At 73.7% G+C, this 5,386-nt stretch carries 4 protein-coding genes and 1 pseudogene; 2 read left to right on the forward strand and 3 right to left on the reverse strand.

The annotated features are described in order from the left end of the window. The first annotated feature begins 587 nt into the window (after positions 1 to 587). Positions 588 to 1,565 (forward strand): ATP-binding cassette domain-containing protein, encoded by a 978-nt coding sequence (locus tag BJF79_RS30660; RefSeq protein ID WP_075902646.1) that lies wholly within the window; start codon positions 588 to 590, stop codon positions 1,563 to 1,565. Then, entirely contained in the window at positions 1,562 to 2,371 is an 810-nt protein-coding gene (locus BJF79_RS30665) for an ABC transporter permease (RefSeq protein ID WP_075902648.1), read from the forward strand. The genes BJF79_RS30660 and BJF79_RS30665 overlap by 4 nt, the downstream gene beginning before the upstream one ends. Before the next feature lie 8 nt (positions 2,372 to 2,379). On the opposite strand, the gene BJF79_RS30670 is transcribed toward BJF79_RS30665, so the two are convergent. From BJF79_RS30670 to BJF79_RS67475, 3 genes and pseudogenes are all read right to left on the reverse strand, one after another. Next, positions 2,380 to 3,228 (reverse strand): hypothetical protein, encoded by an 849-nt coding sequence (locus tag BJF79_RS30670; protein WP_075902650.1) that lies wholly within the window; start codon positions 3,226 to 3,228, stop codon positions 2,380 to 2,382. Further along, on the reverse strand, positions 3,228 to 4,721 hold the full coding sequence (locus BJF79_RS62285) for an ATP-binding protein (RefSeq protein ID WP_075902652.1): 1,494 nt from the start codon (positions 4,719 to 4,721) through the stop codon (positions 3,228 to 3,230). The genes BJF79_RS30670 and BJF79_RS62285 overlap by 1 nt, the downstream gene beginning before the upstream one ends. Before the next feature lie 377 nt (positions 4,722 to 5,098). Continuing rightward, a pseudogene (locus BJF79_RS67475) lies at positions 5,099 to 5,362 on the reverse strand (hypothetical protein); the annotation flags it as partial. Positions 5,363 to 5,386: the final 24 nt, after the last annotated feature.

Consider the following 5,386-nt stretch of genomic DNA (forward strand, 5'->3'; position numbering starts at 1 on the left):
TCGATAAAGGCACTGGCTTTTAACACGCTGTTGAGTTCTCAAGAAACGGACACCCACCGCGCTCGACCCGCTCTCGCTGGTCTCGCTCCGGGGCAACCCTTCTAACTTACCAGGTTCTTCGTTCCTGTCAACCGGCTCTTTCGAGTCGATCTTCGAGGTCGGCGCCCGCCCTCCGGGACGCTGCCGCAGACGGCGAACCGTCTTCGGAAGATCTTTCGGAGGAGTCCCTCGGGCCGGCCACCTTGCGATGTCCTGCATCCCGTCCGGGCTTGCCACTCCAGCCTAGCTCGGTTCGAAGCGTGCTTCGAACCGTTTTTCGTCCGGGTGGCTTCCCCGGGGCCGTCCGCCTCTCGGCGTCCCGCATCCCCTTGGGGCATGAAGAACATTAGCAGCCGCTGAGTGATCGTCAAATCGAATCGTCCACCTCGGCGGCATCCTCCGGAAACCTGCTGGTCACGTGCGTGTACGCCCGCCGACGTCAGTCGCGCATCAGGACGGCGTCAGCGGCGGGGTCCGCCTGTGAGCCCCGTGTCAGCGGGGTCGCCGACGGTGGTCGAGGTCACAAGAACGGAGCACGGGGAGTGCGAGTGGACGAAGTGATACGCACGGACGGACTGCGCAAACGGTTCGGGGACACACAGGCCCTGGACGGTGTCGGCCTCACGGTCGAGCGCGGCACGGTCCTCGGGGTGCTGGGGCCGAACGGGGCCGGGAAGACGACCGCGGTGCGCGTCCTGGCGACGCTGCTCAAGCCGGACTCGGGACGCGCCGAGGTGTGCGGCTACGACGTCGTGAAGGACGCGGTACGGGTCCGCGCGAAGATCGGGCTGACCGGGCAGTACGCGTCCGTCGACGAGGAGCTGACCGGCACGCAGAATCTCGTGATGATCGCGCGGCTGCTCGACCTGGGACGTTCGGAGGCGAAAGCGCGGGCCCGGGAGCTGCTGGCGCGGTTCCGGCTGACGGAGGCGGGGACGCGCGCCGTCAAGACCTACTCGGGCGGCATGCGCAGACGGCTCGACCTGGCGGCGAGCCTGGTCAACCGGCCGGAGGTCATCTACCTGGACGAGCCCACCACGGGCCTCGATCCACGTGCGCGCAACGAGGTGTGGGACACCGTGCGGGCCGTGGTCGCGGACGGCGCGACGGTGCTCCTCACGACGCAGTACCTCGAAGAGGCCGACGCCCTCGCGGACCGCATCGTGGTGTTCGACCACGGCCGCGTGATCGCGGAGGGGACGTCGGGAGAGCTGAAGGGACGTGTGGGGCGGCAGACGCTCGCGGTGCGCGCCGCCGAGCCGTACCGGGTGGCGCAGCTCGCGACGATCGTCGCGGAGCTGACCGGCGGACGTCCGGACGTGCAGGAGACGACGGGGCTGGTCACGGCGCCGGTGAGCGATCCGGGGGTGATGGCGGCGCTGGTGCGCCGGCTGGACGAGACGTCGCTCGGCGTCGCGGAACTGGCGGTGCGGATGCCGAGCCTGGACGAGGTGTTCCTGACGCTGACGGGCCATGCCGCCGCGGAACCTGCGGCGGAACTCGTGCGGGAAGGGAGCCCGGCATGACCACGCTCTCACTGGACGGCGCCGCGCCGCCCGCGCACGTCAGCCCGCAGCGGACGCTGCGGCACGGGCTGACGCTGGCGTGGCGGAACATCGCGCAGCTGCGGCATTCGCCGGAGAAGCTGCTCGACATCACGCTGATGCCGATCGTGTTCCTGCTGCTGTTCCTGTACGTGTTCGGCGGCGTGGTGGCGGGCGACACCCACTCCTACCTGCAGCAGTTGCTGCCCGGGCTGGTGGCCCAGATGGCGATGTTCGCGACGATGGGGCTGGGGGTGGCGCTGAACGAGGACATCCATCGCGGGGTGTTCGACCGGTTCCGCAGCCTACCGATCGCGCGGAGCGCGCCGCTGATCGGGGCGGTCCTCGGGGACACCGTCCGGTTCGTCATCATGATGACGGTCCTGCTGGGGGTCGGGATGCTGCTGGGCTTCCGGTTCGGCACCGACCCGCTGTCGGTGCTGGCGGCCATCGGGCTCGCGTACGTGTTCTATCTGGCGGTGTGCTGGGTGTCGGTGCTGGTGGGCCTGGTCGCGCCGAGTCCGGACACGGTGCAGGGCATCGCGATGATCTGGGTCATGCCGCTGACGTTCGGCAGCAGCGTGCTGATCGCCGACACGTCGACGATGCCGGGCTGGCTGCAGACGTGGACCGACATCAGCCCGGTGTCGCATCTCGCGGACTCGATGCGGGCGCTCATGGTCGGCGGCGCCGCCGGGAACCACGTCTGGTACACGCTGGCGTGGGCGGCGGGCATCGTCCTGGTGTCGTTCCCGCTGGCCGTCCGCCTGTACACGCGGCGGGCCTGAACCCCCTGTCAGCCGGACGGGTCGGTGCGCGCGTCGCCGCGTTCCGGCCCGTCCGACGTTTCCGCCTCGTCCGCCTCGTCCGCCTCGTCCGCCCCGTCCGCCCCGTCTGCCCCGTCCGCCCCCTCCGGGCGGACGGGCGCCGCCATGCCGGGCGCGCGAGCGACGAACGCCTCGCGGTCGACGGCCCGTCCGCGCCGGTAGGCGTCGGCGAACGCGGCGTCGCCGATGGCCGCGGCGGCGGACTCGGCGGTGCGGTGACCGTCGTAGGTGCCGGGGTCACGGTAGCCGCGCAGCGCGTGGGCGGTGCCGAGGAGTTCGGCGGCGCGGGCGTGTTCGCCGCGCGCGTCGACGAGCGCGGCGAGGCCCTCGGCGAGGCCGGCGACGGTGGGGTTGCCCGCGAAGACGTCGTCGGCCAGGCCGTCGAGCGCGCGGGCGTGCCGGCGAGCGGCGGCGTCGAGGTCGCCGTCCTCCTCCGCGAGGCAGCCGAGGCGTGAGTGGACGCGGCGTGCCACGAGTTTGACGTCGGGACGGTTCTGCCTCGACTCCGTCCAGTCGTAGACGCGTTCGGCGAGTTCGCGGGCGGCGGCCCGGTCGCCCTCCCAGAGGGCCAGCTCGCACAGGGCGAGGGCCGCGGTGCCCGCGTCGGCGATGTCGCCGCGCCGTTCGAGGATCTCCAGGGCCCGTTCGAGGCTCTTGCGGGCGCCGGAGTGGTCCCCGGTCCGGATCAGCACCTCGCCGACGAAGATCAGCACCATGGTGCCGGCGTCCATGCCGATGCCCGACTCGCTGAAACCCTGCGCCTCCTCGGCGAGGCCGAGCGCCCCCTCGAAGTCGCCGCGGGCCAGCCGGACCTGCATCAGGCAGCCGAGCGCGCCGACCAGGCCCCAGCGGTCGCCGAGCCCCCGGAAGCGGGCACAGGCGGCGGTGGCCTCGACTTCCGCGGCGTCGATGTCCCCGACGTGAGCGCGACATGGCCGAGGACGACCCGGGCGACGGCCCGCACCCACGGGTCCGGGTGGTCGTCGAGCGCCCGCAGCCGGCGGCGTCCCGCTTCGGTGTCCCCGCCGAAGATGGCGTGCATCGAGCGGGCGAGCGCGAGGATGGGGTGCCGCGGCATCTCCGGGACGTCCTGCACGAGACGGTCGACGATCGTGCGCAACGACGCGGTGGACGCGTCCGCGGAGGTGAACTCGCCGATCAGCCGTGCCGCGAGGGTGGTGAGCAGGTGCTGCTCGGCCCGTCCCGGCGGTGGTGTCTCCCCCGCCAGATCGTGGACGGACATGGCGAAACCGCCCGCCTCGACCTCCATGTCGCGCATGAACCAGAACCAGATGAGGGCGCCGAAGAGGCGCAGCGCCGTGTCGGCGTCGCGCGCGTCGACGGCGTGCCGCAGCGCGGCGGACAGGTTGTCGCGGTCGGCGGTCAGCCGGTCGACCCAGATCAGCTGGTCGGCGCGGCGGAGTTCGGGCTCGGCGCGTTCGGCGAGGTCGAGGAAGCAGGCGGCGTGCTCGGCGCGGACGCGTCCGGCCTCGCCGGCCTCGTCCAGCCGTTCGCCCGCGTAGACGCGGACGGTCTCCAGCAGCCGGTAGCGGACGTCCGCGCCGCCGTCCGCGAGGACGAGCGACTTGTCGATGAGCGCGGTGATCACGTCGAGGACGTCGTCGGGCGCCGGGGCGTCCGGGGCGGCGAGGCCGCAGACGCGGGCGGCGGCCTCGGCGGTGGCGCCGCCCGCGAACACCGACAGCCTGCGCAGGACGGTGCGTTCGACGTCGTCCAGCAGGTCCCAGCTCCAGTCGACGACGGCGCGCAGCGTGCGGTGCCGGGGCAGTGCGGCGCGGCTGCCGGCCGACAGCAGCCGGAACCGGTCGCCCAGCCGGGCCGAGACCTGGCCGGGGGTGAGGGCGCGCAGCCGGGCGGCGGCCAGTTCGATGGCCAGCGGCACGCCGTCGAGGGCGCGGCAGATCTCGACGACGTCGCGGACGGTGCCGGTGTCGACCGTGAAGCCGGGACGGACGGCGGCGGCGCGGTCGGCGAACAACCGGACGGACGCGTACCGCAGCGCCTCGTCCGGGTCGGGCGGCGCGCCGCCGGCGTCGTCGTCCGCGGCGGCGGGCGGCGGCAGCGGCAGGGACGGGACGGGGCAGAGCGCTTCGCCGGTGATGCCGAGCGGCTCGCGGCTGGTGGCGAGGATCCGCACGCCGGGCGCCAGGGCGAGGAGGTGGTCGGCGAGCCGGGCGATGGCGTCGACGAGGTGCTCGCAGTTGTCCATGACGAGGACGAGGCTCTTGGCGGCGAGGAAGTCGGTGAGCCGTTCGAGGGGGCGGGCGGGCGGCAGGCCGTCGGCGTCCACGCCGTCTCGACGACGCCGAGCGCGGTGAGCACGGCCTGGACGAGGTCGCCGGTGTCGCTGACCGGGGCGAGCGGGACGAACCAGACGCCGTCCGGGGTGTCCGCGACGTGGGCGGCGGCGATCTCCCCGGCGAGGCGGGTCTTGCCCGCGCCGCCGGGGCCGGTGAGGGTGACGAGCCGGTGCTCGCGCAGCAGTTCGCCGACGCGCCGCGACTCCTCCTCGCGGCCGACGAAGGTGGTGAGCTGCGCGGGCAGGTTCGTCCGGCGCGGGGACGGCTCGGCCGGGCCGTCGCGGTCGGCGGGGGCGCCCGCGTCGCGCAGGATCGCCAGGTGGACGGCGGCGAGTTCGGGGGACGGGACGGCGCCGAGCCGGTCGGCGAGGGCGCGGCGCGTCTCCTCGTACGCCTCCAGGGCCTCGGCGCGGCGTCCGGCCGCGTGCAGGGAGCGGACGTAGTGGGTCGCGGAGCCGTTCGCGCAGCGGGTTCGCGGCGGCGGCCGCGAGTTCGGCGGGCGGCGGGACGGGACGGGCGGCGGCGCGGTCGGCGTCGAGGCGGTCTTCGAGGGCGGCGAGCCGCAGTTCGTCGGAGAGCGAGCTCCTCGGCGCGCTGCGCGATCAGCACCTGGTTGGCCGGGGTCGACCACGCCCCCGCCACCGGTACGGCGAAC

The organism is Actinomadura sp. CNU-125, from assembly GCF_001942465.1.
GTDB lineage: Bacteria > Actinomycetota > Actinomycetes > Streptosporangiales > Streptosporangiaceae > Spirillospora.

Coding starts and splice junctions, on each gene's coding strand:
- BJF79_RS30665 (WP_075902648.1), top strand. CDS start 1,562: ATGACCACGCTCTCACTGGACGGCGCCGCGCCGCCCGCGCACGTCAGC.
- BJF79_RS30670 (WP_075902650.1), bottom strand. CDS start 3,228: ATGCAGGTCCGGCTGGCCCGCGGCGACTTCGAGGGGGCGCTCGGCCTC.